The organism is Actinoplanes rectilineatus (assembly GCF_000962825.1).
Taxonomy (GTDB): Bacteria; Actinomycetota; Actinomycetes; order Mycobacteriales; family Micromonosporaceae; genus Actinoplanes; species Actinoplanes rectilineatus.
Window position 1 is genome coordinate 1 of the sequence record NZ_JZKF01000237.1, and the last position, 467, is coordinate 467.

The following is a 467-nucleotide window of genomic DNA, read 5'->3' on the forward strand; positions in this document are numbered from 1 at the left end:
CGTGAGGGCGGTCTTGACGCCGACGAGCTGGCCGAGCACCAGCTGCGCCCACTCGTCGTCGGGGTGGTCCTGGACGTGCGGGATGACCACGGTGTCCAGCAGCCGGGCGATGCGGTTGATCTCCTCGCGCACGAGGCCCCGGTCATAGGCGACCAGTTCCTCGCCCACGATCGTGATCATGCGCTGCGCACGAGCAGGCCCAGGGCGGACTTGACCCCGGTGAGCTGGCCCAGCACGAGTTGCACCCACTCGTCGTCGGGCAGCTTCTGCGCGTGCGGGATGACCGTGCTGCTCAGGAACCGGGAGATGCGGGTCAGCTCGATGCGCACGCAGGCCCGCTCGTAGGCGATCCAGTCGGCCGGGTCCGTCGACAGCTGATAGCCGTCGCGGCGGGTCCAGGTCAGCGGGGTCAGGTTCTGCGCGGCCAGGACCTCACGCAGAAACCGCAGCCCGAACTGCACCTGATA

2 protein-coding genes are annotated in these 467 nt (G+C 69.0%); both read right to left on the minus strand.

The genetic code is table 11. The features are described from left to right. The coding region (locus WH85_RS46245; RefSeq protein ID WP_045748598.1) for a hypothetical protein at positions 1 to 180 on the minus strand (180 nt) is incomplete at its 3' end. After that, positions 177 to 467 (minus strand): hypothetical protein (locus tag WH85_RS52060; RefSeq protein WP_045748599.1); only part of this gene is annotated, 291 nt, incomplete at its 5' end. The genes WH85_RS46245 and WH85_RS52060, both read right to left, overlap by 4 nt.